Source organism: Sphingobacterium composti (genome assembly GCF_009829075.1).
GTDB lineage: Bacteria > Bacteroidota > Bacteroidia > Sphingobacteriales > Sphingobacteriaceae > Sphingobacterium > Sphingobacterium composti.
Genome location: NZ_WUQZ01000010.1, coordinates 39,005 through 64,644, shown reverse-complemented (window position 1 = coordinate 64,644; position 25,640 = coordinate 39,005). Strand labels below are relative to the sequence as shown.

At 34.7% G+C, this 25,640-nt stretch carries 23 protein-coding genes; 9 read left to right on the top strand and 14 right to left on the bottom strand.

The genetic code is table 11. The annotated features are described in order from the left end of the window. Nucleotides 1–26: 26 nt before the first annotated feature. Nucleotides 27–1,379 (top strand): RagB/SusD family nutrient uptake outer membrane protein, encoded by a 1,353-nt coding sequence (locus GOQ17_RS08735; protein ID WP_159636945.1) that lies wholly within the window; start codon nucleotides 27–29, stop codon nucleotides 1,377–1,379. Between the two features lie 44 nt (nucleotides 1,380–1,423). On the opposite strand, the gene GOQ17_RS08730 is transcribed toward GOQ17_RS08735, so the two are convergent. The 4 genes from GOQ17_RS08730 to GOQ17_RS08715 form a co-directional block, all read right to left on the bottom strand. Then, the gene (locus GOQ17_RS08730) at nucleotides 1,424–1,741 is read right to left on the bottom strand and encodes a hypothetical protein (RefSeq protein ID WP_149912698.1); all 318 of its coding nucleotides are present in this window, start codon (nucleotides 1,739–1,741) and stop codon (nucleotides 1,424–1,426) included. 211 nt (nucleotides 1,742–1,952) lie between these two features. Continuing rightward, nucleotides 1,953–2,390, bottom strand: a complete 438-nt coding sequence (locus GOQ17_RS08725; protein WP_159636944.1) for a MauE/DoxX family redox-associated membrane protein — start codon at nucleotides 2,388–2,390, stop codon at nucleotides 1,953–1,955. A 101-nt stretch (nucleotides 2,391–2,491) separates the two neighbouring features. Beyond that, entirely contained in the window at nucleotides 2,492–3,103 is a 612-nt protein-coding gene (locus GOQ17_RS08720) for a Crp/Fnr family transcriptional regulator (RefSeq protein WP_159636943.1), read from the bottom strand. Between the two features lie 491 nt (nucleotides 3,104–3,594). Continuing rightward, nucleotides 3,595–4,017, bottom strand: a complete 423-nt coding sequence (locus GOQ17_RS08715) for a hypothetical protein (protein WP_159636942.1) — start codon at nucleotides 4,015–4,017, stop codon at nucleotides 3,595–3,597. Nucleotides 4,018–4,290: 273 nt separating this feature from the next. On the opposite strand from GOQ17_RS08715, the gene GOQ17_RS08710 reads away from it, so the two are divergent. Further along, the gene (locus GOQ17_RS08710) at nucleotides 4,291–5,241 is read left to right on the top strand and encodes a hypothetical protein (RefSeq protein WP_159636941.1); all 951 of its coding nucleotides are present in this window, start codon (nucleotides 4,291–4,293) and stop codon (nucleotides 5,239–5,241) included. A gap of 349 nt (nucleotides 5,242–5,590) precedes the next feature. Next, on the top strand, nucleotides 5,591–7,108 hold the full coding sequence (locus GOQ17_RS08705) for a GH3 family acyl-acid amido synthetase (protein WP_159636940.1): 1,518 nt from the start codon (nucleotides 5,591–5,593) through the stop codon (nucleotides 7,106–7,108). A gap of 31 nt (nucleotides 7,109–7,139) precedes the next feature. On the opposite strand, the gene GOQ17_RS08700 is transcribed toward GOQ17_RS08705, so the two are convergent. From GOQ17_RS08700 to GOQ17_RS08655, 10 genes are all read right to left on the bottom strand, one after another. Next, nucleotides 7,140–7,631 (bottom strand): hypothetical protein, encoded by a 492-nt coding sequence (locus GOQ17_RS08700; protein ID WP_236537106.1) that lies wholly within the window; start codon nucleotides 7,629–7,631, stop codon nucleotides 7,140–7,142. Nucleotides 7,632–7,939: 308 nt separating this feature from the next. After that, nucleotides 7,940–9,076 (bottom strand): TlpA disulfide reductase family protein, encoded by a 1,137-nt coding sequence (locus GOQ17_RS08695; RefSeq protein WP_159636938.1) that lies wholly within the window; start codon nucleotides 9,074–9,076, stop codon nucleotides 7,940–7,942. Between the two features lie 23 nt (nucleotides 9,077–9,099). After that, nucleotides 9,100–10,545, bottom strand: coding sequence for a PKD-like family lipoprotein (locus GOQ17_RS08690; RefSeq protein WP_159636937.1), 1,446 nt, complete (start codon nucleotides 10,543–10,545; stop codon nucleotides 9,100–9,102). Next, complete coding sequence (locus GOQ17_RS08685) at nucleotides 10,545–11,366, bottom strand: DUF4843 domain-containing protein (protein WP_149912689.1); 822 nt, start codon at nucleotides 11,364–11,366, stop codon at nucleotides 10,545–10,547. The genes GOQ17_RS08690 and GOQ17_RS08685 overlap by 1 nt, the downstream gene beginning before the upstream one ends. Nucleotides 11,367–11,369: 3 nt before the next feature. Continuing rightward, complete coding sequence (locus GOQ17_RS08680; RefSeq protein WP_236537105.1) at nucleotides 11,370–12,869, bottom strand: RagB/SusD family nutrient uptake outer membrane protein; 1,500 nt, start codon at nucleotides 12,867–12,869, stop codon at nucleotides 11,370–11,372. Nucleotides 12,870–12,888: 19 nt separating this feature from the next. Further along, entirely contained in the window at nucleotides 12,889–16,260 is a 3,372-nt protein-coding gene (locus GOQ17_RS08675) for a SusC/RagA family TonB-linked outer membrane protein (protein WP_236537104.1), read from the bottom strand. Nucleotides 16,261–16,411: 151 nt separating this feature from the next. Next, the gene (locus GOQ17_RS08670) at nucleotides 16,412–17,581 is read right to left on the bottom strand and encodes a FecR family protein (RefSeq protein WP_159636935.1); all 1,170 of its coding nucleotides are present in this window, start codon (nucleotides 17,579–17,581) and stop codon (nucleotides 16,412–16,414) included. A gap of 48 nt (nucleotides 17,582–17,629) precedes the next feature. Further along, nucleotides 17,630–18,244 carry an RNA polymerase sigma factor gene (locus tag GOQ17_RS08665; protein WP_159636934.1) on the bottom strand — a complete coding sequence of 205 codons (615 nt, stop codon included), beginning with the start codon at nucleotides 18,242–18,244 and terminating at the stop codon, nucleotides 17,630–17,632. Nucleotides 18,245–18,431: 187 nt separating this feature from the next. Beyond that, nucleotides 18,432–18,905: an OsmC family protein gene (locus tag GOQ17_RS08660; protein ID WP_149912685.1), complete on the bottom strand. Its 474-nt coding sequence runs from the start codon at nucleotides 18,903–18,905 to the stop codon at nucleotides 18,432–18,434. 95 nt (nucleotides 18,906–19,000) lie between these two features. Beyond that, complete coding sequence (locus tag GOQ17_RS08655; RefSeq protein WP_159636933.1) at nucleotides 19,001–19,561, bottom strand: type 1 glutamine amidotransferase domain-containing protein; 561 nt, start codon at nucleotides 19,559–19,561, stop codon at nucleotides 19,001–19,003. A gap of 140 nt (nucleotides 19,562–19,701) precedes the next feature. On the opposite strand from GOQ17_RS08655, the gene GOQ17_RS16390 reads away from it, so the two are divergent. From GOQ17_RS16390 to GOQ17_RS08630, 6 genes are all read left to right on the top strand, one after another. Then, on the top strand, nucleotides 19,702–19,977 hold the full coding sequence (locus GOQ17_RS16390) for a hypothetical protein (protein ID WP_236537103.1): 276 nt from the start codon (nucleotides 19,702–19,704) through the stop codon (nucleotides 19,975–19,977). 41 nt (nucleotides 19,978–20,018) lie between these two features. Next, on the top strand, nucleotides 20,019–20,516 hold the full coding sequence (locus GOQ17_RS16385; protein ID WP_317163267.1) for an alpha/beta hydrolase: 498 nt from the start codon (nucleotides 20,019–20,021) through the stop codon (nucleotides 20,514–20,516). Nucleotides 20,517–20,955: 439 nt separating this feature from the next. After that, nucleotides 20,956–21,138 carry a hypothetical protein gene (locus tag GOQ17_RS08645; RefSeq protein ID WP_159636931.1) on the top strand — a complete coding sequence of 61 codons (183 nt, stop codon included), beginning with the start codon at nucleotides 20,956–20,958 and terminating at the stop codon, nucleotides 21,136–21,138. A 1,240-nt stretch (nucleotides 21,139–22,378) separates the two neighbouring features. Further along, nucleotides 22,379–23,689, top strand: coding sequence for an NHL repeat-containing protein (locus GOQ17_RS08640; protein WP_159636930.1), 1,311 nt, complete (start codon nucleotides 22,379–22,381; stop codon nucleotides 23,687–23,689). Next, nucleotides 23,676–25,256, top strand: coding sequence for a hypothetical protein (locus tag GOQ17_RS08635; protein ID WP_159636929.1), 1,581 nt, complete (start codon nucleotides 23,676–23,678; stop codon nucleotides 25,254–25,256). The genes GOQ17_RS08640 and GOQ17_RS08635 overlap by 14 nt, the downstream gene beginning before the upstream one ends. Next, complete coding sequence (locus GOQ17_RS08630; RefSeq protein ID WP_159636928.1) at nucleotides 25,237–25,638, top strand: hypothetical protein; 402 nt, start codon at nucleotides 25,237–25,239, stop codon at nucleotides 25,636–25,638. The genes GOQ17_RS08635 and GOQ17_RS08630 overlap by 20 nt, the downstream gene beginning before the upstream one ends. Nucleotides 25,639–25,640: the final 2 nt, after the last annotated feature.

Genomic DNA, 25,640 nt, shown 5'->3' with positions numbered 1-25,640 from the left:
TGATTATGATTAAGAAAATATTATATATGTTCATAACTAGTATTTTGACCCTAAGTTGCTCACAAGGTTTCTTAGATATAAAACCTGCTAAAAATCTGGTTGTATTATCAACTATAGAAGATTTTGAAGCTTTACTTGATCGTGTAGCGATATTTAATGAGAAGGGTTCACAGTCTCTCTCACTAATTTCAAGTGATGATTATTTTTTAACCAAAAGCTCGTGGGAAACGATTGTTACACCCTTTCAACGTAATGTATATATATGGGATAAGGAGATTTTCGAAGGAACTCAATCAGCAGATTGGGATAATGGGTATGAGCGGATATTTTATTCTAACATTGCGATTGAAGGTTTGAATAAGATTGTGCCATCAGAAAATGATCAAAAGAAATGGAACGATGTGATGGCAAGAGCGTTATTTCATCGTGCATGGAACCACTTTAATATTTTAGTTTTGTTTGGTGAGTATGGTTCCGAATCACAGGATTTAAGTAACAAAATTGGAATACCTCTAAGAAAAGAATCAGATATTACTATACCAGTAACACGTGAAAACGTAAAAGCAGCTTATGATTTTATAATTGAAGATTTAAATAATGCTCAAACTTTATTTGATGACTCTAAATATAATATTGAAAGACCATCAAAACAAAGTGTATTGGCACTTTTGGCAAGAGTATATTTGTATTTTCAAGATTATGAGAAAGCTTTTCATAATGCAGATCTTTGCTTAAAAATGAATGCTGAATTAATTGATTATAATGAATTAGATGCATCTAGATCTTATCCATTTCCTGCATATGGTTTAAATAATAAAGAAATTCTATTTAATTCATGGCAACCATCTATCTCAGCATTAGCTCAAAGTAGATTATGTATTGATACAAATTTATTAGTAACATACTCTAATGATGATCTTAGATTGGGAATGTTTTTTAGAGATAATGGACTCGGAAATAAGACTTTCAAAGGTAGTTATGTAGGTAATTTGTTTATGTTCTCTGGAATATCACTTAATGAAGTTTATGTAATTGGAATGGAAGCAGCCGCAAGAATTGATAAATTAGATGTAGCATTATCATTGTATAATAATCTGAAAATTAAACGAATAAATAAATTAAGTTATGTTCCTCAATATGAAGTTTCTAAAGATCAATTGATAGAATTGATATTGAAAGAAAAGCGTAAAGAAATGGTCTTGCGATCAAATAGATGGGAAGACTTGAAAAGATTTAATAACACCTCTGGTGCAAAAATGATATTAACAAGGAAATTAGATAATCAAATTTATACACTTCCTCCATTTGATAATAGGTATACTATGCCAATTCCTGAATATGTCATTAAATTTTCTGGAGTGCAACAAAATATAAGATAATTAAAGGAAGAGCTCCAAATTTTATTGGAGCTCTCTTTTAATTTTTACTCAACTAATCGGCTATATGCTTCATCGGTTACATTATGATCGGTTTGAGCTTGAGTAACAGATGTTGGGAAGGGATTTGCTGGGTTCAATTCAATTTCTATCGCGCACATATCGGTGTTTTTAGCAGTACTACATGGATCATCAGGGCTATTACTTGGCGGGGAAGATAGTGGAGTTGATGAAATGATACCAGAAGTATTCACAGGATACCAGTTCGAAGATTGTTCCTTTTTAACAAATGACATAAGCGTCAGACTTGTAGCAGCAATGACTAAGGCTACCAAAGCCATTGCATAGTTTTTAATGTTTTTCATAGTGTTTGATTTACATTGTTAGTAAAATTTTATTTGCTTATTTGGGCTATCTAATAGGATAGTCCATTTTTGTTATCCAACAACTCTCATTTTTTGTTCGATGCCTGAAAGTTCACATTTGGATATTCTGAAAACCATTTGGCTGGCGATGCCCTTTACCTAAATTAACCTAGAATCTAGATTCCGAAGTTTTATTTTCATTGATGATATTTTATAATTTAATTGAAGATGTTTTTTGAAGTGAGAACTGTATATACCAAGCTGTCACACTCAGGATTAAAAAGATTGAGTTGAATAATAGATGTTCATCCCAGTTCATTCCAGAAATTATAAGGCCACAGCCACATGGTAATTTATCCCAAACATTTAGCAGCGCTGCAGCAATATATAATGTAAACACGCTCATTAATAAAGTCGATAATATGAATCCCCACAACCTATATTTTGGAACGACAATAAATATTACTGTAGTAATTTCTAATAATGGAATACTGTAAATAATAAATTTAGCTACGTATTTGTTAAATGGCTGATTATAAATATTGTTCTTGAAAGTTTCAAAATCAGCAATCTTGTTTAAACTAACTGGAACCCATAGTATTAGTAAAAGAAACGTAATAGCTACAAGTATATATGTCTGTTTTTTCATAGTTTCTAATTTTATAAAATAGGAGATAGGACCTATAATTCAAATTTCGAAACTGTATCATATGAAAAAACTACTCACTAATGGGATTAATTTAGAGTACTTTATCTATTTCTCCATTTAATTAATGCCCGGTAAATTGAGTTTATTGATATTCCTAATAGCTGTGCCGCTTCTTTATGGGTTAATGAAGCTTTTAGATTTTTCATGTTTTCAGCAAAATATAAGTATCTGTCGATTGTGCTGCTGATGCTACTCAAAATACGTAGTTGAGCCAGTTGTTTTTTCTTTTTGTTATTCAGTATGCTGACTAATGTATTGACTTCTGGAATATCCTGCTGTACATGTTTTAGTGCTTTATATGGAATTTTAATAATTCTAGTATTTGCATGTAGTGCAATGATATTACCTACGGAAGGAGTGGAACTAAATAAATGTACAGTACTCATTAAAGCCATTTCAGGCAGTGCTATACTTAGTATATGTATTCTGTAATTCGAATCATATATAATTCTTGCAATTGCGCCATGGGATACGAAATAGACATATTTTTGCTTTTGACCCTGTAAGTAGATAATATCTCCCTTAGAAAGTGGTTTTATTATTTCTATATTTTCCTTTATCCAATTTATGTGATGCATTTCAATAGTACTATGCTTTTTCCAAAAAGCTAAAAGTGCTCGAAATGTAAGATTGTTATTTCTTATAACTACCATTTTTGATGGTTTTTATTTGGTTCTATTTTTTAGTTTTTATCTTTTAAGTAATTAAAGATTGATGCTCGATCTGATAGCTCAGCGCTTAATTAAGAAATGCTTAAAAAAAGTATGTTGTGAATTTTATTTATTTAATTTCGAAAATTTTAAGTTCTTCTTTCCCTAAAGAAAATCACTGCTTTAATAGATGACTCGTTTTCATTGACATGATTATTGAAAAATCTATTAATAATTAATTAGTATTATTTCTAGTAATTATTATACAACACTTTTAAGTAAATATAATTTACCCTTAATCACCTATTAAAAAATGACATTGTCACAGATCTTCACCAAATAATAGCTGCAACTTTTTAATAAAACCAAGATATTTTAGGCTCTAGTGGACAGTATAAAAGTAATCAATTCTCTTGCTGCTTTGTATTAAGTGTTCCTCAGTAAGAATTTTAGCTGGGAGATATTAAATCAATCTCCCAGCTAAAATTTGTTGTTTACTTGGTATCCTCTTCTTTAGCGTAACTAATATCAATTTCAAGTATGTCTTGATTTACTAATCCAATAACACTATTATAATTATTAGCTGTAGTACTTTTAAGTCCAATTAGCTTTCCCCTTCCTTCTTTAGGAGGTTCTGGATCAGATGGATTCGACATTGGAACAGCTTTGGTAAAAATAATAGGTGAGCGTAGAGTCATACTATTAGCTACTTGTACCTGAATGCAAGTTTTTACTTCAACAGGAAGCTGCGAGAGATAATTTTGCTGATGAATATTTAGCTCAATATGATTTAATATCCAGCTGTCAAAATCTAATAGAATTGAATCAATTTCTACTTGCAATTGAGCGTCATTTAAAGCGTAAAGTTCAGCTATTAGCTGAGCAATTCCGAGATTTGTTAATGGGTGTTTTTCCATAATGTAGTTGTTTTGAAATGAAATTATTAGGATAAAATTAGCACTCATGGCCCCCAATAATCTATTCTGCATCTTGGATTATAGCCTCAAATGCATTATTTTATCCCCAACTGCATGTTATCAATGATAGGATGAAAATTTCAAATATTTTTGGAAATAGAATTCTACTCAAATACAATTTTGGAGCTTACTTTAGTTAAATACTGATTAGGTTTTATTGGGAAAAATTTGTTAAAAGTATATTATTTAATTATATTTTAATACTTCTAACCTATGGCAGCATATTTTATGTGTAGAAAAATTCATATTAACATTATACTTTTGCTATTATCTACAATTTTGTCGTTTTATATCCTAGTTGCGCGTCAATCAATTCCTATATTAAAAGCAATGCAGAGTTTTCAATTCTGGTATATGTTCCTAATTGGTGTTGGCTTATTGTATTACTACTTTAAACTCTCCTTAAGGTTTCACCATAATATTCATCATTCTGAAAATCAACACATATTACTATTTATTGTATCAAGGTTAGCTGTAGGGATATTATTTCCCCTTTTTGTCTTTACAGCATTGATGGAAATTATTTTTTCCTTATTAAATCTAGATTTTAATCGTAGTGGCTACATGCAAACTGAATATTACATGGTAATTAATATTTTATGTATTACCACACTAGGGCTCTTGGTATACTATTTTTACGATCAAAATAGAATCTTAAAAACTAGTAAAACAAGTTCAAAAATAGGTAGCCATGATCAGATCGAGTTAAATAATACTAATGAAGAAACTCTAAAGTCTCAAAATAATGAAAAAATAGAGATCAAAAATGATTTGTGGTCTTCAAATGATTTTAAAAGAGAATTTGCTGAGCTTGAATTAAATCTTGCGGTTTTAAAGGTAAATAAAGAATCCACAATAATATTTAAACATGATGGCACCTGGGAGTCTTATGAAAATAGGGATATTATTAATGAGCTGAAAAACAGTGATTTTATGCTGCAATGCAACAGGTGGATTTGGATAAATAAATTTTTTATTAAAGGAATAGTAAAGAAAGGAAATCAAGAGTATATAACACTTAAAGATGACCTGGAAGAAAAGTATAAGCATATAAAATCTTTTAATGAGGGATATAATTCTAGTAAGGACAAAAGACAGTCATACCTTTTTATAAGCCGAAATTTTAAAGATAGCGTACATCAAGAATTAAAAAATTATAAATAAGTCCATTCTTAAATTGGATAATATTTTTATAAAATTTAAGGTGATTTAGATCCTTTCTAATTCAAATTAAAGAACCATCTATTTTGAATTTTAAAAATGTAAGTATTTATGTCTTAAGATCAGTCTTAGGAATTTTTAGGTTATATTAAATGAGTAATCCTGAGTTATGGTATTGGATGACAATAAGGGTATACGAAGTTTTTATAAGGTTCTTTATAATTCCAGTAAGTATATTTTGTTAGGAAGAATATTAATGATTAGCGTGCTATTGTTTTATTAGTAGTTACTATTATACGTACAGAGTTCAACCGCCATAAAATTTGATTGTTCTATAGTAAAATTCTATATTATGGCAATAATTGGTGAGATTATAAAACGAGCAATTGGCGTTTCTGGTATAATTAGTTCAGATCCTAATCCAATAAAAGCGCAACAAGAAGTTTTGCTTTCTTTGCTCAACAGAGCAAAAGAAACAGCATTTGGAAGAAAATACAATTTTTCAAATATTCTTTTGGAAACAGACCCAATCAAGGCCTTTCAATCAGAAGTTCCCATTTATGATTACGACAAAATTCATGAGCAGTGGTGGCATTATCTTCATCAGGGGCATGAAAATATTACTTGGCCAGGAGGGCAGAGGTATTTTGCTTTGAGTAGTGGCACAACTAGTAATAGTAAGGCTATTCCCGTAACCGATGACATGATTGATGCAATTAAAAAATCTGGGATTCAACAAATTCTTAGTCTTAAAAACTTTGATTTACCCGCTGATTTCTTCGAAAAGGATATTATGATGCTTGGTAGTAGCACACAATTGAAGGATAACAATGGATTTTTAGAAGGTGAAATTAGCGGTATATCAGCTGCCAATATTCCTTTATGGTTTCGAAAATTTTATAAGCCTGGGCGTCACATTGCAGCTAGTAAGGAATGGGATGAACGTCTTGGTAAAATAATTAAAGCAGCTAAAAATTGGGATATTGGCAGTATGTCAGGTATTCCATCGTGGTCTGAAATTTTATTGAAGGAGATAATTCGTTACAATAACGTTGAAACAATTCATGACATTTGGCCAAATTTGCGTGTATATACGACTGGGGGGGTAGCGTTTGGTCCTTATCGCAAAAGTTTTGAAAAACTATTCGCGCATCCCATGATTTATATTGATACTTATCTGGCATCTGAAGGATACCTAGCAACTCAAAAAAGGCCAAATACTAATGGTATGGCACTTATAGTTGATAATGGCGTATTTTTTGAATTTGTACCATTTGTTGACGAAAATATGGATGAAGACGGCTCTGTTAAATCATCCGCGCAAGTGCTGACCATAGATCAAGTAGAAGAAGATGTGGAATACGTGCTTTTAATCTCTACTGTATCGGGGGCTTGGCGATATATGATTGGTGATACAGTAATGTTTACAGACAAAGAACGTGCTGAAATTATTATCAGTGGACGCACCAAGCATTTTTTAAATGTAGTAGGTGAACAGCTTTCAGTTCATCAAATGAATAATGCCATTCAGAAATTGGAAGAAAAATTTAATCTTCACATTAGTGAATTTACGGTTGCTTCGATAAAAGATGGCGATAAAAACATTAATCGTTGGTATTTGGGTGCAGATAAGATCTTAGTGTCTTCGGAAATTAAAGAAACTTTAGATCAAGAATTGAAAGATTCCAATAAAAATTACAAAGTTGCAAGAAATCAAGCGTTAGATGAAATTCAGGTAAATGTAATACCAGTCACGCATTTCTACGCTTGGAGTGAAAAATTTAAAAAGTTGGGAGGACAAACAAAAATTCCTCGTGTCATGAAAGAAGAAGATTTCCAGGAATTTGAAAATTATATTAAGACTTTATAATTAGTAGTAAACTGATATTGTATAAGAAATTTTATGATTTAATTTCTTTCACAATATCGGTTTCTTCTTTTATTAGCTCTTCTCGATTTGCATTTGATTTTTTCTTTTCCATCTTAGCTACCAATTCTACAATATCATCGGGTGATAAATATAACTTTGCTATTTTATCTTTGTATTTCTGAGGTAATTCACTGTTGCTCAAAATATAATCTTTTGTTGCCAGAATATAGGATCCCATTCCTCGATTAACAGCAAAAGTATCAGCCACACGTTCAGCTTTACGGATATAAGGTCTAGAAATCAAATATAATAAACCAAATTTTGCTACACTGAATGTAGAACGCTGTTCATAATCCATAATATGTCCTAGCTCATGGCCTATCCATCCAATCAAGACTTCATCGGATATACGGTGAATTGGTTGTATGGTATGCGTCAATTTAAATACGGGTTTAATCAGGATTTCATATGCTCTTTTACCCCTGGGGCCAAGTAAGGTATGAACAACAGGCCTAGCTGCCATAATAGATGACTTCAATTTTCGGGTAAAAACAAATCGTATATTGGTACGCTTTAACTCTGGATAATGAGATAAAGCCTTTAGAATTTGATTTTCAAGAATTTTTGGAATTCGCTTATTTCTTGATAGGTTTTTTTTTGTTGAGTTTAAAGTATTATTTGTATTTCCATTTATTCCCATTCTCAATCCTTTCTGTTTATTAATGTCGAACAACCTTAGCCTTAAAAAGTTCTCTAAAAAAAAACCAGATTACTGGACTTAGCCTGTAACCTGGTTAACATTTCAACGGATCAAAATGTTTTTGGACACTATTACTTGACGAGTTCTGCTAATACTTTATGCAGATTTTCTTCTTTTAGATTTATAGCAACGATCTTACCAGATGGGTCTATTAAGTAATTTTGTGGTACGCCTCGAACACCATATAGGACCGCGGCCTCATTTCGCCAACCCTTTAAGTCTGCAGCATGTATCCAAGGTAAATCGTCATCTTTAATAGCTTTTAGCCAAGCTTCTCGACCGTTGTTTTCATCTATTGATACGGCAAAAACCTCTAATCCTTTTGGTTTAAAATTAATATAAGCCTTCTTTAAATTGGGGTTTTCAGCTCTACAAGGCGCACACCAACTCGCCCAAAAGTCAAGGAGTACAAATTTACCTTTGAAGTCTGCCAACTGAATCATTTTTCCATCTTTGTCTGGCTGCGAAAAATTTGGGGCCATACTACCCACAACAATATTTTTGTCTGCTAGGATACGAGATTCTAATTCTTTTCCTTTTATAGAAGTTCTGACTGCACGATTCAGTTCAAGGAAAGTAGGCTCTATAGCTTGAGTACCTTTTTTATTTGCTACTTCTGTTAATGCTTCTGCAGCAAAAAATGAATCGGTATTAATCTTCGCAAACTCCAATTGTTTATCTGTTCTATCATCAAATATTTTATCAAATTTTGATTTGATGGCTGCATACTGTTCATTTTTATCGGCTGCATCTTGTGGTACAGCATTAAACGTAGCATTTGCTTTATTAATAATATTCATAAAATCACCGCCAATAAAATCCAAGTATTCCTGAAATGCTTGATGTAAGGCAGAACCTGTAATTGCTGCAGTTTTTATCGAATCAGTTACCGAAAATTTATACTTTTCATTTCCGATATAAAAGTAAAGACGATCACCGTTGTATTGCGTTTTCATTTTGCCAAGACCTTCCTTGTCTAGTATCATACGGGCATAATTAGGTTCTTCTACTTGACCCTTGAAAGCGAATTTACCATTTTTGATTATGGCTGAGTCCGCAACAGAATAGCCGTTGTTGACATAGTCTAAGTATATTTTTTTACCATCCAAACTTTTAGGTGCTTTTCCGTCGATTTGGAAATTGTTGTCTTGTGCCAGCGACAGATTACTAACCAAAAGTGCTGCAAGTAATGTATATAATGATTTCATAGTATGTATTTTTTAAATAGTGTTTATCGCCAAGTTATATCAACTGCTGTACCTGGAATACCTTCAATTTTTTTCAGGAGTATTCCATTATTTCCTGTCGAAATGTTTGTGTAGAAAAGTGTAGAACCTGATCCCATGATTAATGTTTGTTCATCATCCGAAAGTTTAAGCATCGTTACGTTGTCTCGAAATTTAGTGTCTATCTCAAGTATATTACCGTTAAGCGGTGTGTAGCGAAATACTTTATTACCGCTGGCAATAAAAATATATCCAATACGCGTCGCAATGATTTTACTGTTAGGGGTAATGATCTGCTGATTGGAAAATGTCTTCTTATGGACCGGTGTAAATGTAAAGGGTCCATTAAAATTCACATTAAACTTCAATTCATAAACCACACCCGCTTGGTCTTTTGCGTAGGCATAGGTGTCCGTATTATTTATTTGAACCATATGTAATAAATCTAGGCCTAGATTCATTGGATCAAAAATATCAGCTACCATTACCGAATATTGTGTTCCAAAATACATCGGCGAGCCATAATTGTTTAATCGAAGAAACTGCTTTTTGTTCTTCTCAAAAGCAATCATACTAAGGTTGTCATTCACATTCGTCAAAATAAAATTGTTGTGAAGTTCATAGTCGCCATCCGCATAGGAGCCAAACATACCGTAGGTATTAGCTTGATCCCATGTATTGGTGGTACCTCCATAGAATTTGCCATTTATCACACCCATAAGTACGCCGTTGGGTGTCATTTGCAAACTACCTACTTCTAATGGACTAGGAGCCAGGAAGAAGTTATCTTCCAACGTTCCAGGCTTTAATTCTTCTTGTACAAGGTTATTCACATTCAATCGTACGCCTCCATTTTTGCTTATGATCCAATAGCCTAATGGGGTATTACCTGTAAATTTATTTGTCATGTAATGAATTGACAAAGGATTATCAGGAAGTGGCTTTAGGTTAATGGACTCGTAAATGCGCGCCTGGACGTCTCCATTTGGTTTGATAAAAGAAAGTTGAGACTTTCCATTTTCTAAACTCAAAACCAAAGTTCCTTTAGAAAATTCGGTATTCCCTTGAATTTTGAAGTCGTAGAAATATTTAATTCCATTTGATTTATTGGTTAGTGTAAGTCGCGCATTGTATAGTTTAGCTTGCAAGCCAAAAATCGTGCGCAGTGAATTTCCCGTATACTTGTATTGATCGTAGTTTACCGCTTCAGGTACCGCTATTTCCCAATTTGCTTCAATGTCTTCAGGCGCTATATCTTTATAAATAGGACTAATAATAAGGCTGTCACCTACATTTGCATAATACAAGGTGTCGAGTCCCTCTACTTTGGGAATAACAGGCATATCGTATTCGTAATTACCTTTGTCTTTATAGCATGCCGTGAGTGTGATAAATACGCTCAAACATACCGCAGCAATTAGTTTTAGTTTATAGTTTACATGTATTATCATTATCTAACCTCCCTTCCTAATTCGTCAATAAATTGATATTGTCCAGATCCAACATTTTTCTTCAAGGTAATCGTACGACTTGGGTTATCCTTATGGTAAAAGTCATAGGTAGCACCATTATCTTTTGTAGATAATTCATATCCTTTTTGCGGATTTCTATCCACCCATTGAAAAGGATTGTTCAGCATCGCACGTAACATGTCGGCAAAATATAGGTTCTTCGGTGCGTCAAGACCTTCTGTGGTCAAGGTTGTTTGATCAGTAGCAATTATAAATAATTGATGTTTAGTTCTGGAATATTCTTGCAGCCACATGCTCCACCAAATAGGTTGTTCCAAGCGGGCTGAAAAAACAACTTTAGCTTTAATGATTTTAGGATTCTCAATATTAAAATCAGCTGATTCCTTTAATTTGATGATTAACGAAACGGAATTTTCTTCCAAATCAGGGACATTGTAAATCACCAAGGGTAAGAATGTTTTACCCGCTCCAACATCTAATTTGTACTGTAGAGCTAGCTTTTCAAAATGCACATCTTCCACAGCTGTAGAGGAGTCTTGCTCCACATATGCCGAATAAAATCGCTCTTTTGGTTCACGAATTCCAGATAGGCTTACTGGTATGTAAATCGTATCAGAAGCCTTATTCATATTATATGCGAATGTGTAGACTATACTGTCTTTCTGTGCCGAAGGCAAATCAAAATAAATATTCGCATCACGGTCGTATAGTAAAGGTTCGGCTTGTTTGCAAGCGGAAAAAGTAAGTATGCTTAAAGCTATACTTATCAATATGTAGGTAGTTATAGTTTCAATTTTCATACTCTATTTTTTTTGGTTACCATATATGATCTCGTCATCAGGCAGCGGTAATACAAAGAATTTGTTGTCTGGCTGTATTAAAGTTCCTTTTAGACCATTTATTGCACGATGCAATCTTTTATAAGCATAGAAAAGTTGACCTTCACCGTAATTGTCTTTTCGAATTTCTTTCAAAATTTCAGTAATAAAGGCATCCTTTGTTGTAATGGTCGTAGGTTGTTCAATTCCGCGATTGATACGCAGTTCATCCAAATATTGACGCGCTTGGGTAGGGTTAGTATCAAAACTGCTTTCTGCCGCTATCAAATACACCTCACTCAATTTGATAGCTGGGGCCATCAAGAAATGTAAGTTGGCAGCAGCACCATCCGAAAGAGAATTTCTACGGTATTTAACCACTTCAGATACATAGTCGGTTCCACTACTTACTGTCAAAAACCACTGCGTATAACGCATATCTGTAGCACCAACAGTAGAAATTTCATAGATTGTGCGTGTATCATTCTGATCCAGGTGCATTCCACTTGTTCCATTGGAAAACCAATAGGTGTTAAGGTCGTCATTCAATGTCGGAATATACCAGCCAAATAGAAGTTCTTTGTATTGAATTTTATCCTTATTTTTTTCTTCAACAGCAATAAAGTCGGTGGCATTTGTCCACGGAAATTTCTTGCTATCAATGATGATTTTTGCATTTAAAAGCGCCTTGGTATAATCTCCTTTATACAAATATACGCGAGCCAAAGAAGCACATACGGCATAATAATTCAAGCGGTGCCTGCGATTCTGTAGGAACAAATCCGGATTGGTCATTTCTGAATTGGCCAATGTATCGGTTTCATTGGGATACCCGATAACGTAAAGCTTCGATATGATTGGGTCTTTCTCTAGTAATACCTTAGCTTTCTCTAAGTCATTTACTACCGAATCAATAACCGTTGTTACAGTAGCGAACTGAGTAGATAGATTCGAGTATGAAGTTACGTAGGGAATAGCTTCCGCAGTAGCGCTTTGCTTGAAGCTAGGTGCAAACAGACGTAACAAATCAAAATGCATATACGCACGTAATGCATAGGCCTCACCTTTGATAAGGTTGTAATTGTCTCCTCTAAATAGGTTACGTTTTTGATCTATGTTCTCTAATATCAAATTGGCATTGACAATACCATGGTATAAGCCTTTCCAAATGTTATCTTTTCTGCCCACGAAATATTGATCATCGTATTTGAATTCTGCTGTCGCTTTGTAGCGATACGGATCAAATGAAGAGATGGTATAGTTTTGTGCTAGGACTTCTGGCGTACCTACAGTCAATTCTTTGCCATAGAGATCGGTTTTACTCCCTCGGATATAAACACCCAGCAGGGCTTCTTTAAACCCATCTTCTGTTGTGAATAGTGCCGATTTGTCGATCTCTGTTTCGGGTTGTATATCTAACCATTTTGCACATGATGTGCTTAGTAAAAGCGTGAGCAGAATATATATTGGTAGTGATTTTCTCATTTTCAAACAATTTAAGTGGTTAAAAAGCGGCTTGTAATGCGAAGCTAACGCTACGTGCAAATGGATAACTTATTCCGCGTTCTTGTTGAATAGAAGACCATCGCATTAAATCATTCGTTGTCGCACTGATTCTTAAGTTTGATAACCTTAGTTTCTGTGCAAACTCTGGATTCGCTTCATAAGATATAAACAGGGACTGTAGATTGAGTAAATTATCATCCATGATGAAGCGAGAGGATACACGTGTCTGTCCGAGATCACTGATACTTTTGTAGAATGTATGATCTCCAGGTTGCTTCCATTTTTCTGCCAATACTCTATCGTCAACATTGTAGCGTGGGTCAGCATTTTCCACACGATCCACTATTGTTTGGTTGTACGATTTACCACCAACACGTAATTGAAGGTACGTCACTGCTGTAAACTGCTTGTAGCGCAATGTAGCTCCGAAGAAGCCTTCTGCCTTTGGAGTAGCTACTGCTACTACAGTGATATCTTTAGCATCCCAATCGTAGGAAAGTGTACCGTTTTTTGTTAAGAAGATTTCTTTACCATTTTCAGGATCTATACCCAATGAAGGTACAGCATAAATTGCATCTACTGATTGACCTTCGTTATAACGTAATAGGGGAACACCCATCAATGAATTGTCTCCTTGGGCATCATCAACGCGGTCATTATAACTTTTCAGTGCATTAGATATTTTTACAATCTTATTTTCATTGCGTACAAAGTTGGCCATAAAACTCAACGTCCAATCTTGTTTTTTAAGCGCGAATGCATTGAAGTTTAATTCATAGCCTTTATTCTGCATATCACCTAAGTTTTCTTTGTAGGATACGAAGCCTGTAGATGGTGCGATGTTTATATCCGCTAAGATATCCTTGGTAAGCTTGTAGTAATAGCGGGGTGAAATAGTAATTCTGTCATTGAATAAGGCTAAATCGATACCCAAATCCGTAGATCTTGTTTTTTGCCAGCTAAGGTTGTCATTACCATAATTATTCACAATAGCACCAATACCCGAAGAGTACCAATTGTCTTGTTGGTAGGCGTAAGTCGTACGGGACATATACGGTGAAAACTGAACAGCTCCTGTCACACCAGTAGTCGCACGAAAGCGTAATTGAGATATCGAAGCCACATCAAACCACGATTCATTGTGAACATTCCAACCTATACCTGTTGACCAGAATGGCGCAACTCTATTATTGGAACCAAACTTAGACGAACCATCGGCGCGAACTGTTGCATCAAATAAATACGTGTTTGCAAAGGAATAGTTTGCGCTCAAGAATGCACCTAGTAGACGAGATTGATTAAGACTACTGTAGGGCTTTGCATTTTCAAGGTATCCTTTACTAAATCCAATACTTGTGAATCTATCGTTAGCAAATCCATGTGCTGTGAATGAACGGTAATCCGAAAAATCACTGCGGATATTTGATCCAGCTACAATGTTAATATTGTTTTGTCCGATGTTTTTCACCCAGTTCAGTCTGATGTTTCCATCCCAATAGATTTCATCGTTATTGCCACTTGTATAACTTCCTTTTTGATCTGTTTGGCTAGTAGGGTAGTGAAAGAATTCGTTTGATTTAGGCGAAAGGAAGCTGTCGTAAAGACTCATACGCTTTAATAAACTTAACTGACCACGTAGACGAAGACCTTGTGTGATTTCGTAGTCTACCGCCAAATTATTCATCACCTCTGTGTATTTAGATTGATCAAAATTACTTAGTGTTGCATTATACAGTGGGTTTAAAACATTTTCACCGTAGGAAGAGCCATTGCTGTAATAGCGGTTCCACTCGTCCACCTGTTGCAGTATATTTCCATTATCATCAGTCATTCGGTAGTATGGATTCATACGTGCGTAATTGGCAAAATTGCCATATGGTGACTCTATGCCTTGTACTGCTGCTATCGTGAGTTCATTTTGAAACTTGATTTTATTATTCAGGTTATAACTTAAGTTTACACCGCCCGAATACTGATTTCTGGCAGAACCTTTCATTACGCCAGGACGTGTCTGGTGGCGTAAATCAATACCATACCTGAATGTCGATGCGCCACCTTCAAGGTATAGCGCATGCTTTTGTCCTACTGCAGTACGTACAGGTTGAGCGATCCAATCCGTATTGATACCTCCAACCACATTCGCTAACTTATTGTTGTAGACTTTATCCAATTCGATCTGAGCGATGTTTTGATTAACGTTACTGTATAGTCCAGCTAATCTTTCGTATTCCAATTTGTCACTTGCATTTAACAAATTGTAGTCTGATAAATCCGGCGCATTCACATTGGTCTCGTGCGAATAGCTTACGCGTAATTTTCCTTCTTGTGGAACCTTTGTTGTAATCACTACTACGCCATTTGCTGCTCTTGAACCATATATTGCTGTAGCAGCTGCATCTTTTAGAATCGTTACGGACTCAATACGCGTCATATCCAAGTCGAGTACTTTGCTTACCCCAACTTCATAGCCATCTAAAATAAAAGCCGGCATATTGGTGTTGGTAATTATATTATCACGACGCAAGATTTCATTGTTGCCCGTAGGAAGTGCAGAGGTACCACGTACCGTGATGTTAGGCATTGCATTGGGATTCGATCCCAAAAGATTGTTGTCCAATAATTTGAATGAAGGATCAAATACTTGCATGGCCTGCAAGACGTTTTGTGGATTTACTTGTCTAAGCTCTTCCCCGGATTTTGTGATTGCAGTTCCTGTAAAGGAGTTTTTGTTAATCGTTTGGTAGCCAGTAATGATAACCTCACTCACTTCACTTAAATCTTCTTGTAATGCAATCTGCAATGTTTGCTGATTATCATTTAGTTTATAACTTAAACTCTCGAAACCAAGCATCTTGATGATGACAATTCCATCTTGTGGGCGTTCGTTTAATTTGAATACCCCTTTATTGTCAGTCTTACCCAAGTCAGCTTGCGTGGATGACACAGTGGCACCTGCGATAGGCGCTTTTTTTTGATCTGTCACCGTGATTGTAATTCCCTGTTGGATTTCTTCTTCTTTGGGAAGGGAGATAGATATAGGGGAGCTATTTTTGTTTTTGGTCAATACGATGGTGCGATCAACGATTTTGTAACCTACAGGTTGCTTATCAAATATTTGTTTTAAAAAGGCATCCAAAGGCATATTTCTTGCCGCTATGGATACAGTTTTACTTCCTTCCAGCATAGCCTTCGTTCCCAGAACTTCATATTGTGTCTGTCTCTTGATGACTTGTAGTATATTTTCCAAGGACTCCCTATTAGAGGTATAGGTAATAGTTTGGGAGTAGGATGCATAACTAAGCTGAAGGAATGCGATAAAATACAGAAATGCGGTTAATTTGATCACTCGTAATAAGTAATTTAAATTCATTAAATTTGTTAAGGTTTAGTTTTGAGTTCTGTTACTTACACATGTAGATAGCTCAATAACTTACTGAACTAACTTTTAAACAGGGAGGTGTTGCAGCACTTCTCTGTTTTTCCATTTTTTAGATTATTCTTTTCTTATTTGTTGCTTCATATTATTTCGGTTTGACTTTGGTGATTAGTAATTTTTTATCGTTAGTTAGTTTATAGGCAATTTCATTTTGTTCCAATAGCGATAGTATAGTCGATAGGTTGTTGTCTCGGTAGATACCACCAAAAAACTCGACTTCAGGCACATCTGCATCGATGTCTACATCAATGTCATACCACAGCGATAGTTCGTGCATCACTTCTCGTAAACGTTTACCATCAAAATTAAACTTTCCATGAATCCAAGCTGTTGCTTGCTCGGGGTCTATGTTTTTCACTTGGATACGATTAGGCTTCACAATACTCTGTTGTCCAGGGGTAAGTACTATTGGTTTTAGTGTTGGAGAAGCGATTTGTACTTTTCCTTCTATTAATGAAGTTTTAACTGTCTTCGCTTCAGCATACGAATTGACATTGAATTTAGTTCCTAATACTTTTAACACCTGCTCTTCTGTATGTACCACAAAAGGCTTCGCTTTATCAGGCGTAACTTCAAAATAAAGTTCACCTGTCGCCCATACCTCGCGCGTATTACCCGTAAATGTAAGAGGATAAGTAAGGGAGCTACCTGCATTTAATTGTACTTTGGTACCATCAGGTAGTACAACGCGGTAATATCCACCTCTAGGTGTAGAAATAATAGCAGAAGAGATGTCATCCGTATTAACAAGCTCTTTGCCATCGCTGTATTTGATACTGTTTCCAGCAATAGCTACCTCTTCGTGCTGCGTGTCTAATGTTAATGTCGTACCGTCAGATAATTTTAATATGGCTTTATTCTCTGCAGGGGAATAATCCACAGTTGCTAGATCTGTTTCTTCCGTAATGCTATTTTTAGTTAAGTAGGGTAGTGCTACAAAAAGCCCAATAATGAGCACACAAGCTGCAGCTACATAGCGTATCAAGTTGCGCGTAAGAATAGCCTTACTTTTAGTTTCTTTAGCTTCAATAGCAGGAAGAATGTCTTTCCAAGCACTTTTTGTATCTACATGAGTAAAGTAGCGATAAGATTCTTGTTGCACAGACTTATCCAAACAACGGGCATATAGCGCTGCATGTTCAGGTTTCTCATCCAGCCACTCTACTAACTCCTGTTCTTCAGCAGCAGATAGACTGTTGTTGATTTTTTTCTGGATGAGTATACTGATACGTAATGGATCTTCATTTAGGTGCATACGCGGTAGTTGTTTGTAGTATATTACCGCGCCAATACGAAATAGTACCTAGTCCGATGTGATTTTTTCGAAAATAAAATATGCGGATAGCAATAGCTGAAAAGTGTCCGGTGCTAAATGCTGCCGCAATTGCTTCAGCGCGCGCATTTTATAATTTTTAACAGTCTGCAAAGAGATGTTCATTTCCTCTGCTACTTCTTGATTTGATTTGCCTTCCAAGTAGGTAGAGACGATGACAGCCTTTGCTTGCTCCGGTAGTTTATTTATCGCTTCATACAGTTCGCCCATTACCTCCGACTGAATCATATGTTGCAAATGATGATCTTCATAGGGTTGCTGTATGCTGTAATACTTTTCTTCACGTTGCAGCGTGCGCTGATGCGCAACTTGGTGATTAATGCCTATTTGTTTGGTGCTCAGGTAGAGCGTGTTTTTAAGATGCTCTATGGATTTAAATCTTTTGTCGCTGTTCCAAATGCGTATAAAAGCTTCTTTGGCAATGTCTTCTGCTTGTTTATCTTCGGTAGCAAAGGGAGCAGCATACAGGCAAATACGGGGATAATAGGTGTTGAAAATATATTCAAAAGCAGTCTGATTGCCATTTGCTAAATGTTCGAGCAAAAGATCAACTTCTTCATAAATATTTGGACTATCGGTATTCACTTTTTCTAAGACAGAATAGGTTAGATTTGGATCATGCAGTTTTAGCTATAACAACCTTTCATTGCATGACTCGGTAAAGATATGCAAAGCTAAATTAATTCAGCGAATTAAAATTCTCAGAATCTAAATCTCCATTGTCTTAAGTGTACAGAAATTCAGCTCTTTATCTTTAGGTATGTGCGCCATTTTAGTATTCCGCTGTACACTGTGACTGGTGCTGCACAGGGAAATTGCAAGAGTTAGCGATAAAACATAATTTATTAGCTTTCGCATGTAGGGAATTTGCTAGCTCAATGGTAGCACTATCTTGTATAACCACTTTGGGAGCTAATATCACTTCTATAATTTTGCCCGATCCATCTGGATAAGTTTCAAGGATAGCTTGTGCATGATCGGTATAGGATATGATTTCAATCTGATGTTGGGCGCAGACATAGAGATAAGACATCATATGACAGGATACCAAACTGCTCAAGAGTAGATCTTCGGGATTGTACATGGATGGATCACCTTTGAAGGCTTTAGCGGCAGATACTGCCAGATCAGCTTTCCCTTGGATATGAACAGTATGGCTTTTTGTTGAAATTGCAACCGCATCAGCTGCTGTCTGCTGTATTTTCTCCCAAGTGAGTGTCGCTTCAAATGTATGCTTATTTTTCATTGCAATTACAAAGTAACAAACTTCTTAAAAATAAAAGCCATTTCAATTAAGAAACAGCTTTTACCAATATATTTAGATAATGAATATTTTCATTATTAGGCGTGTTGACCCTTATGAATACCCTCTGCAAATTCTTCTACGATCTTCTTGTTGAATGCAGGTAAGTCATCCGGGGTACGACTCGTTACCAAGCCTTGATCTGTGACCACCTCACTGTCTTCCCAAAGTGCTTTTGCATTAATTAAATCCTTTTTGATAGCGCCTACGGAAGTGATTTTACGTCCTTCTACAACTTCTGCATCTATGAGTACCTGTGGCCCATGGCAAATAGCTGCAACAGGTTTTCCTGCACTAAAGAATGCTTTTACAAAAGATAAAGCGTCTTGATTCACACGTAGTTTGTCGGGGTTAATCACACCACCTGGGATTAGTAACCCGTCGTAATCGTCTACATTGGCACTTGCTAAAGGAAAATCTACTTTGAAGTCCTCATCCCAATCATCACCTTTTTTAGACCGCACTTTTTCTTCTTGCGGAGATATGATATCAACTTGAGCACCCGCCTCTACTAGAGCCTCTTTTGGACTTGTCAACTCCATTTGTTCAAATCCATCTTCTGTCAAAATTGCGATTCGTCTTCCATCTAATTTTCTCATAATATACCTTTTTTTAGTTCTCTTATTTTGAACAATAGAGTCCTCTTTTAGTTCGGAATCAATTGACAAAAGTTAAAATCATTATATATTTTATTCGTACTTTAGAAATTCTATATTGTAATAATTATAACACTGTACCTATGAAAATCTATATTATCGCTTTAATATCTCTTGTCTTTAGCTTTGTGTCTCATACCTCTTTTATTTATGCGCAGGAGACCACGTATACCCATCAAAAAGATATTAGTTATACCCCCAATACGGACGCTTACAGTAAGGCGCAATGTAAATTGGATGTATATTTCCCTGCTAACAAAAAGGATTTTGTCACGGTACTGTGGTTTCATGGTGGAGGTTTGACCGGAGGAAACAAAGAGATTCCTTCTTATTTGAAAAATAACGATATGCTGTTGTAGCGGTAGGTTATCGTTTATCTCCAAAAGCGAAAGTAGCCGATATTATTGAGGATGCTGCCGATGCGGTGAAATGGACATTTGATAATATTGAACAATTGGGTGGTAGCAAACAAAAAATAATTATAGGCGGATATTCGGCAGGAGCATACCTCTCATTAATGCTGACTTTAAATCAAGACTACCTCCGCAAACGAGGACTTGATGCCAATCAATTATTTGGAGTAATATCATTTAGAGCACAAACTATCACACACTTCACTGCACGTAAAGAATTAGGGATGCCTGAATTGCAACCTAAGATTGATGAACTCTCGCCACTGTATTGGGTGAGGAAGGATATGCCACGTACGCTATTGTTGACTGGCGATAGGGAATTGGAAATGATGGGACGCTATGAGGAGAATGCTTACCTACTACGTATGCTGAAGTTGCACGGCAATACCAATGTCGAACTCTATGAATTGGATGGATATGGCCACGATATGGATTATCCGGCTTACCCTTTATTGCTACGGGCTATTAAGAAATGGAATAAGTAGTGTTTTATTTCTGAAAACCTCAGCAACAGTGTCCTATTGAACGGAGTGAGAAATTGCAAAATATTCTGCAATATCGCAAATCATGATATCGTCGGTACTATGCTTACCAAACCTAAACTTGCAGAACGTTTATCTAAAATTGAACGTATTACAAATTGTATTTTATGATTCGTCCATACCATGGTGAGTGGCTTTGAAGGTAGGGTGTAAAAGTGATTATTTAATGTATGGGATATATGAATTTGATTCAGAAGCGTCCTAAATAAGGAGAAAAATGGCGGTGGATTTATATAGCAAGGATTGCTATATTTAATTCTCTAAAATAATAATTTTTATAAACAAAAAATATATAGCCTGCACCAAAAGTGTAAGCTATATATTTATAACACTAAACTAAAATAATACTCTTCTTGTTCTTTGCATAATACATAGAACAATTATGACAAGAGAAGAAATTCAAGAATTGATCAATAGCGATTTTCATGTTTTGAAAGAAGGTGTTGCTATTAAAGTAGATGGCGAGATAGTAGATTATATTGAGCAACTGGATGAGAAGGGAAGCCCCGTATATGTTTTGCAGGATTTATTGAATTGGACAGACGATGAGCTACAAGAATTATAAGCCCCAGAACTTTAAAGTTACTGATTGGTTATTTTAATTAGTAGAAATGTTATTGACTATTGTATTAGCATGGGCAATGCATGTGGGATGGATTTATAAATGTTAATGTTTTAGTTTCGGGCATAGCGGACATAGGAAAAGAAATAAGAATATAATAACATACATCAATTCTGTTTAGATTCTTCCTGTCGTCAGAATGACAAAAGGCAAAAGATTTTAAATTTTTTAATCTCGCTCAAGCAGCGAGTGGCTCATTATTTTTTCCTTGAGGACAAAAGTATGCAAACCGAAGGCTTAAAGCCGAGCTAATGGATACCAAAAGTAAACACATATCCATAACAGTCAAGGCTTGGATATTTTAGCTAAAATCTTCTCTTTACCGCTAAACATATTTGAGCCGTTTCTTTTAGCAGGTGCTTATAATGTATTTAATGTAGAGATTCGTCCTTTTGTCGGAATGTCAGAGTAAATTTTAAATTCAAGTATAATCCTTAAAAACACTTAAATATCGTCTTAACGGATCGACAATAGCAGGAAAAGTGAGCCATTGTGCCGAAACGGTACAGCGTATGAGTTTTGAATACTTTAGTAGTCAAAATTGCAAAGCAATCTTCGAAGGAAACTATGATGCCTGTCCGGCCTTAGAGGACAATACAAGGTGTTTTTAGATTTATCCTATTGTCGAAATTAACTTTAATCTATGGTTAATTTTGATTGGGGAGAGATTCCTTCTTTGGTCAGAATGACAGTTTAAATTTTAAATACGAGTACATCTTTGTAAGTTTTAAGCCTTTTCCAATTTTTAATCTGCTTTATGCTATTATGACGTTGATTTCTTTACGCCAAACCGAATCTATTAGCTCAACGAAGCTAAATATCCGAGGGCTTTTCTTGTGCTATGGTTAATGTTAAGTTCTGACATTGAGGATAATAGTAAATGAAAGTTTTTGGTATAGCTTTGTCATAGCATAAGCTATTGCTATTATTTTGAGGTATTTTTTATTTATCTATAGAAATTAATTACTTTTGAATCAACTAGCTTAACTACAATTAAAACCCTTAATAACAGTTGAAAATACTACTTGATATAAAACCGCACTTTTTTAAATTAATTACATCCTTTCTCTTTCTTACTTTATTTTTCAATTGTACAAAAAAAGAAATAGTCGAAAGGGGCGATGAGTATAAAGAGGAAACTGAACAATTGCAAAACTCTACTATCCAAATTAATAGTGCAGGGATGGATTTTATTGAATTTGAATGGACTCCTGTTATAAGTTCTGCCTTTAAAAAGATAGAATACGATTTGTACTTGAATAATCGTCTGATGGTGAGTGGGGTGACTTCGCATAAATATACATTTATCCATCTAGAAGAGGGAACTGACTATGAGATAAAGGTGGTCGCTAAATCACAAACAGACAAGAAAATTCAAATCATCACAAATACCAAAACATTACCACAGGAAACAGTCACTTCAGATACATTCTATAAAGAATTTCAGATATTCGAAAATACATCTTTAACAGGATTTTCCCCAGTCAGCAAACTAAAAGATGAAGGACATATCATCATTCGATTATTACAGCATCCCAGTCGGTATGCTTATGAATCATTTAAGTTCATTGCATTTCGTTTAGATAGATTGGGAAATGTACTGTGGTACAGATTACTTTCAACTAATAATTATCCAGTGGATTTTTCTAGTGCAGCTCTCGCCGTTAACGAGACTTTGAATCAAGCAGTAATCGTAAGTGGCAAGGTTCTATGGAAGATCAACATTAATAATGGTCAACATGTTGAGATTAAAGATTTGGTATCCGTGTTTGATGAGCACGAAAACATTTCTTCTGTCAAGTATACTAGTTCTACTAATGAGTTGATTATAGGTACTAGCAATTATAAATTATTGAAAGTAGACTTCCAATCCCTTGGTCTCTTGTGGAAAAGAGATACCCGAGAGTTCAATGGTGTAATAAAGTCAATTGTAACAGATAGTAAAGGTAATATGTATTACATTTTTGCGAATGAGTCAAATACAATTACTGTGCATAAAGCAGACCCAGAAGGAAAGTTTATAAAAGAGTTTAAATTTGATGGATCGCTAAATGGTGAATATGAACACTTTGGTTACGGCATGAATTTTATTTTGATCGATAAGGAAGATAATTTATACTTATTTGGTAAAAACTACTACAGTTATTCTTTACGGTATTTTAAATTTTCGACAGAAGGTCAATTGCATTTAAAGAATGAAAGTTACTCGGAGTTTCAGCCTACCTCTGGCTTCTTTGATAAAAATGGAAATATTATACTATATGGTATAATCCAAGGCTTTAAAATCAACTTTACTTCCTATATCAATACCTATGATAAAAATATGAATAGGATTAACCTGCTAACATATGATAAACTACCAATGTATGCTATTAGTGCATTGACTCAAAATAGTAATGGATCGTTTAATGTGTTTTTACATTACGCCACTACGTATACCTACGAAAATAACAATTTTGTCTACATAAGAACACGAGAGAATGGTACATTGTAGAGGATTATATATCGTTAGTTTGTTTATTACGTTATTATTGGTCGGTTGTAAAACAGAACTTGTAAAACTAATTCCTGAGATACAAGATGAAGAGATACAGCTTGTGCGTGATAATAGAATAGGATTAGATTATAAACTATCTAATTATGGCTACACAGAAACGGGTGTCAAGTATTATGAAAAAAATAAACCCAATCAATCACATTCTGTAAAAGCTATTCGTCAGGATGGTAAATTCTATGTAGAATTAAATAACTTAGTACCATCCACGATTTATATAATTCAGGCTTACTATGTAATGGATGGAGTCGTTTATCTATCCAATAATATTTTGGAAGCTACTACTACGACAGAATTTCCTAAAGGATTCTCAATTGACTGGAATACAGAGCAAGTCAAATATGGAGACATGGGTGAATTTCAAGTAAGTTTTGAAGGTGAGCATTTGCAGAATGTAAACTTGAAAGATTTGCAAATATATTTAAATAGCGTAGAACTTCACAAATCATATCCTGTTAGACAGAGTACTGGTAAATTTAAAATAACGGTGTCAGGGAGGTATACCATTGGCTATGATAGTAAACAAACCATAATTATCGGATTTGAAAACCAGGAATTATTAAGAAAAATTGTAGATTTTCGTTATGAGGGAATAAAGAGGGAGATACACGCAAAGAAAACAAATATAATAAGTCGGTATTTTGTGTCCGTAAATAATCAGTTTTACAATTTTGATGGTAATTATGTTTCTACCTTCAATGAGAATAATAACAGTTTTGAACGAATGGTAGAAATCCCTTATTATATTGGTACATTAGCTGATCAGAGTAAGGTAATGGGTGACAAGATATTTTTTCAGAACCTTCCTTATAGTCATATTTTACCAAATCAACATAATGATGGGAATGAGATCTACTCTCAATCATTTGATTTAAAGAAAAAAGAATTTAAAGTATATTATTACGGAAAACATAAGTGGCCTACAGCACATGATTATGAGCATGGTACTATGTTTATCCATAATAGTACAGTTTATCAAGCGTATACAATTAGTGATTTCGTGAATGGGCAGCCTACTATGCCTATACCTAGGGTAGAAAACTATATTGCTCGTTATAATCCGGCAACCGATGCGTTTGAAGATTTGACAACATTCTCAAAAGCACTGTCAAGTTACAAATTTATTTCAGTAAAAGGGGAGCTATATGCATTTGCATTAAAAGATTTAGTGGTGCAAGGTTATGTGATAGGTAAGACTTTAGCGTATTATAAAGTTAATTCCTCAAACTTTGAATTTGAAGAAGTGCTGATGGTGGGGGATGAGTATTCACCATTCTCTTATATGCCAAAACATATCATGGAATACGATAATAAGTTACTTTTATCTTTTGATCTTAATTATCATGTGTTTTTTGATGTGAACACGTATTCGTTTGAGCAAGTATTTATGCGCACACCCCTTTCAAATTATTCTTTAAATGATATAGTAAAACATAAAGGAAAATATTATTTATTCGCTGATCGCAATTCAACATCTGGAGGGGTATATGAAATTACATTCAATTAAGTTTCTTGAACCATCAAAATATATCATAGTTTTTCTGCTGCTCTTCTTATCATGCAAGCCAGAGAAAATTGTACGTGAGGTAGATGCTTTTGTAAATCTGAGTAATCGCATTGAATATCAAGATGGACAGTATATTATTAATTTCAAATTGGCAGCATTCGAGTACAAAAAAGTAACCGTTCGATTAAGCAACAGTCTAAATTCTTTTAATAGAATTACACAGAACGGGCAAATCTATACAGCGGTATTAGATCAAAATTATGGTTGTAAAGTTTTTTTGAATCCATTATCAGCAAAACAAAAATACTACTACCAAATAACGGTTGAAGATATGGTAAATAGAATCGTGGTTTCAGATGTTTATAATTTCACAACACAATAAGT

Excerpts from the sequence above, each read along its gene's own strand:
- GOQ17_RS08675 (WP_236537104.1), bottom strand. The coding sequence starts at position 16,260 with ATGAATTTAAATTACTTATTACGAGTGATCAAATTAACCGCATTTCTG.
- GOQ17_RS08685 (WP_149912689.1), bottom strand. The coding sequence starts at position 11,366 with ATGAAAATTGAAACTATAACTACCTACATATTGATAAGTATAGCTTTA.
- GOQ17_RS08645 (WP_159636931.1), top strand. The coding sequence starts at position 20,956 with ATGACAAGAGAAGAAATTCAAGAATTGATCAATAGCGATTTTCATGTT.
- GOQ17_RS16390 (WP_236537103.1), top strand. The coding sequence starts at position 19,702 with ATGAAAATCTATATTATCGCTTTAATATCTCTTGTCTTTAGCTTTGTG.
- GOQ17_RS08730 (WP_149912698.1), bottom strand. The coding sequence starts at position 1,741 with ATGAAAAACATTAAAAACTATGCAATGGCTTTGGTAGCCTTAGTCATT.
- GOQ17_RS08720 (WP_159636943.1), bottom strand. The coding sequence starts at position 3,103 with ATGGTAGTTATAAGAAATAACAATCTTACATTTCGAGCACTTTTAGCT.
- GOQ17_RS08635 (WP_159636929.1), top strand. The coding sequence starts at position 23,676 with ATGGTACATTGTAGAGGATTATATATCGTTAGTTTGTTTATTACGTTA.
- GOQ17_RS08735 (WP_159636945.1), top strand. The coding sequence starts at position 27 with ATGTTCATAACTAGTATTTTGACCCTAAGTTGCTCACAAGGTTTCTTA.
- GOQ17_RS08725 (WP_159636944.1), bottom strand. The coding sequence starts at position 2,390 with ATGAAAAAACAGACATATATACTTGTAGCTATTACGTTTCTTTTACTA.
- GOQ17_RS08715 (WP_159636942.1), bottom strand. The coding sequence starts at position 4,017 with ATGGAAAAACACCCATTAACAAATCTCGGAATTGCTCAGCTAATAGCT.
- GOQ17_RS08640 (WP_159636930.1), top strand. The coding sequence starts at position 22,379 with ATGGATTTTATTGAATTTGAATGGACTCCTGTTATAAGTTCTGCCTTT.
- GOQ17_RS08695 (WP_159636938.1), bottom strand. The coding sequence starts at position 9,076 with ATGAAATCATTATATACATTACTTGCAGCACTTTTGGTTAGTAATCTG.
- GOQ17_RS08655 (WP_159636933.1), bottom strand. The coding sequence starts at position 19,561 with ATGAGAAAATTAGATGGAAGACGAATCGCAATTTTGACAGAAGATGGA.
- GOQ17_RS08700 (WP_236537106.1), bottom strand. The coding sequence starts at position 7,631 with ATGGCAGCTAGGCCTGTTGTTCATACCTTACTTGGCCCCAGGGGTAAA.
- GOQ17_RS08705 (WP_159636940.1), top strand. The coding sequence starts at position 5,591 with ATGGCAATAATTGGTGAGATTATAAAACGAGCAATTGGCGTTTCTGGT.
- GOQ17_RS08690 (WP_159636937.1), bottom strand. The coding sequence starts at position 10,545 with ATGATAATACATGTAAACTATAAACTAAAACTAATTGCTGCGGTATGT.
- GOQ17_RS08660 (WP_149912685.1), bottom strand. The coding sequence starts at position 18,905 with ATGAAAAATAAGCATACATTTGAAGCGACACTCACTTGGGAGAAAATA.
- GOQ17_RS08680 (WP_236537105.1), bottom strand. The coding sequence starts at position 12,869 with ATGAGAAAATCACTACCAATATATATTCTGCTCACGCTTTTACTAAGC.
- GOQ17_RS08710 (WP_159636941.1), top strand. The coding sequence starts at position 4,291 with ATGGCAGCATATTTTATGTGTAGAAAAATTCATATTAACATTATACTT.
- GOQ17_RS08670 (WP_159636935.1), bottom strand. The coding sequence starts at position 17,581 with ATGCACCTAAATGAAGATCCATTACGTATCAGTATACTCATCCAGAAA.
- GOQ17_RS08630 (WP_159636928.1), top strand. The coding sequence starts at position 25,237 with ATGAAATTACATTCAATTAAGTTTCTTGAACCATCAAAATATATCATA.